Below are 2,041 nucleotides of genomic sequence, written 5' to 3' on the forward strand. Positions count from 1 at the left end.
CAGTGGTTTTCATGGTCAGGCCCCCGGAGTGGTGGCGGCGCCGGGGAGAAGGGCGGCAGCGGGCTCACTGTACTCGACGCGCAGGAGCGAGCCGTCGTCGTCGAACACCAGGGACGTGATGGAGGTCAGAGTGCACTCGCGTTTGCGCGGGTCATGCCACAGCGGGCGGCCCTCGGCGCTCAGCCGGGTGGCCCAGATGGGGAGCTGGTGGCTGACCATGATGGCCTCGGGGCCGCTTGTTCCGAAGTCGTTGCCGGCCAGTTCGATGGCGCGGAGCCGGGCATCCTGGACGGCCGCCTGGACGCGGGCTGCCTGCGCTTTGTAGGGCTCGCCCCAGGACGGCCTAAGCGGGTTGACCAGATGCGGCCAGTGCTTGGGTTTGCGCAGTTCCGCCTTGGTGACCTTCATGCCCTGGAAGTAGTTTTCGGCCTCGATGATGCGTTCATCGGTGTGGATCTCGAGGTGCAGCGCCTCGGCCGTGGGCGTTGCCGTTTCCTGGGCCCTGACCAGCGGTGACGCGGCGAGGTAAACGATCCGGGCACCCTGTGCGGCGCGCTCGCTGAAGTGCGCGGCGAGGGTCAGCGCCATCTCCTGGCCCAGCTCGGAGAGGTGGAATTCGGGCAGCCTGCCGTACAGAACGCCGTCGGGATTGTGGACCTCGCCGTGGCGGAGCAGATGGACAGTGGCTTGGGGCATGTTTACCAGTTTCTCAAAGATGGCGTGCGATCCGAAATCTTCTACATCCAGTAGAACTGAAAGTTTTGGAAAAATGTTCCGGAACCGGGAACAAAACATGCAAATGCATGTTTATACTGGATGCAGCGGATAGTTGAGAGTTCAACAGATGAAGCATCAAGCTATCCGGCAGGACCACCCGACAAACTCAAGGAGATACACCATGGCTCTTCCCACCGACATCACCACCGGCACCTGGACCCTCGACAACTCGCACAGCGAAATCGGCTTCACCGTCCGGCACGCAGGCATCAGCAAGGTCCGCGGCCAGTTCAAGGATGCTGCAGCTACCCTGGACCTCGCCGAGAACGTGGCGGATTCCAGGATCAGCGCCACCATCCAGACCGCAAGCTTCGATTCCGGTGACGTCAACCGTGACGGCCACGTCCGCGGCGAAGACTTCTTCGACGTCGAGAAGTTCCCGGAAATCTCCTTCGTCTCCAATGGCCTGGTGGCCAACGGCAACAGCTACGAGCTGACCGGCGACCTCACCATCAAGGGCGTCACCCGTCCCGTCTCGCTCGAGACCGAGTTCAACGGCGTGGCCGTGGACCCGTTCGGCATGACCCGCGCCGGCGTCTCCGCCGAAACCATCATCAGCCGCAAGGACTTCGGCCTGACCTGGAATGCCGTGCTCGAAGCCGGTGGCGTGCTGGTCAGCGACAAGGTTGCCATCAACCTGGAGCTGGCGTTCATCGCCCCCGCAGCATAGTTCTTACGTTCTGACAGCACCCCGGCCGCCGGTTTTCCCCTTGGAATCCCGGCGGTCGGGGTGCTGTGTTTAGAGGGTGCTCTGTTTAACCCGGATCACCTTGCCGGAATGGCCCGCTGCGGGACCGGCCGGGGGTACGGTGGAGGTAAGCCGTACTGGGGGCAGGGCCAGTGGACTGTACCCAGCAGCCGAACTGATACCCGACCTGCAAAGGACCGCTCATGAGCACCCCCTCAGTCCCGCCTCCCGTTCCGAATGAACCCGAGCCCGGCAACCAGCCCCCGGCACCCCGCTACGGCGAGAACAGCCCGCAGTTCGGGCAGCCCACTCCACCGGCGCCGCAGTACGGACAGAACGCACCCCAATACGGGCAGAACGCGCCCCAGTACGGGCAGAATACTCCGCAGCCCGGCCAGAACGCGCCCCAATACGGGCAGAACGCGCCCCAGTTCGGGCAGAACCCGCCTCAGTACGGGCAGGGTACGCCCCAGCCGCCGGTCTACGGCCAGCAGCCGTACGGGCAGTCCCCCTACGCCCAGTACCCCTCCGAGCAGCCCCAGGCCGGCGGATCCGCCGGCCTGGGGCTGCTCGGAG

At 64.7% G+C, this 2,041-nt stretch carries 2 protein-coding genes and 1 pseudogene; 2 read left to right on the forward strand and 1 reads right to left on the reverse strand.

The genetic code is table 11. From position 1 onward, the window contains the following. Nucleotides 1-15 precede the first annotated feature (15 nt). Complete coding sequence (locus tag DBR22_RS20145) at nt 16-696, reverse strand: histidine phosphatase family protein (protein ID WP_108600462.1); 681 nt, start codon at nt 694-696, stop codon at nt 16-18. A gap of 202 nt (nt 697-898) precedes the next feature. Between DBR22_RS20145 and DBR22_RS20150 the strand changes: the two genes are divergently transcribed. Beyond that, nucleotides 899-1,447 (forward strand): YceI family protein, encoded by a 549-nt coding sequence (locus tag DBR22_RS20150; RefSeq protein WP_108600461.1) that lies wholly within the window; start codon nt 899-901, stop codon nt 1,445-1,447. A 221-nt stretch (nt 1,448-1,668) separates the two neighbouring features. Continuing rightward, a pseudogene (locus DBR22_RS20155) lies at nt 1,669-2,041 on the forward strand (hypothetical protein); the annotation flags it as partial.

The organism is Arthrobacter sp. HMWF013 (genome assembly GCF_003061105.1).
In the GTDB taxonomy this organism is placed as follows: Bacteria; Actinomycetota; Actinomycetes; order Actinomycetales; family Micrococcaceae; genus Arthrobacter.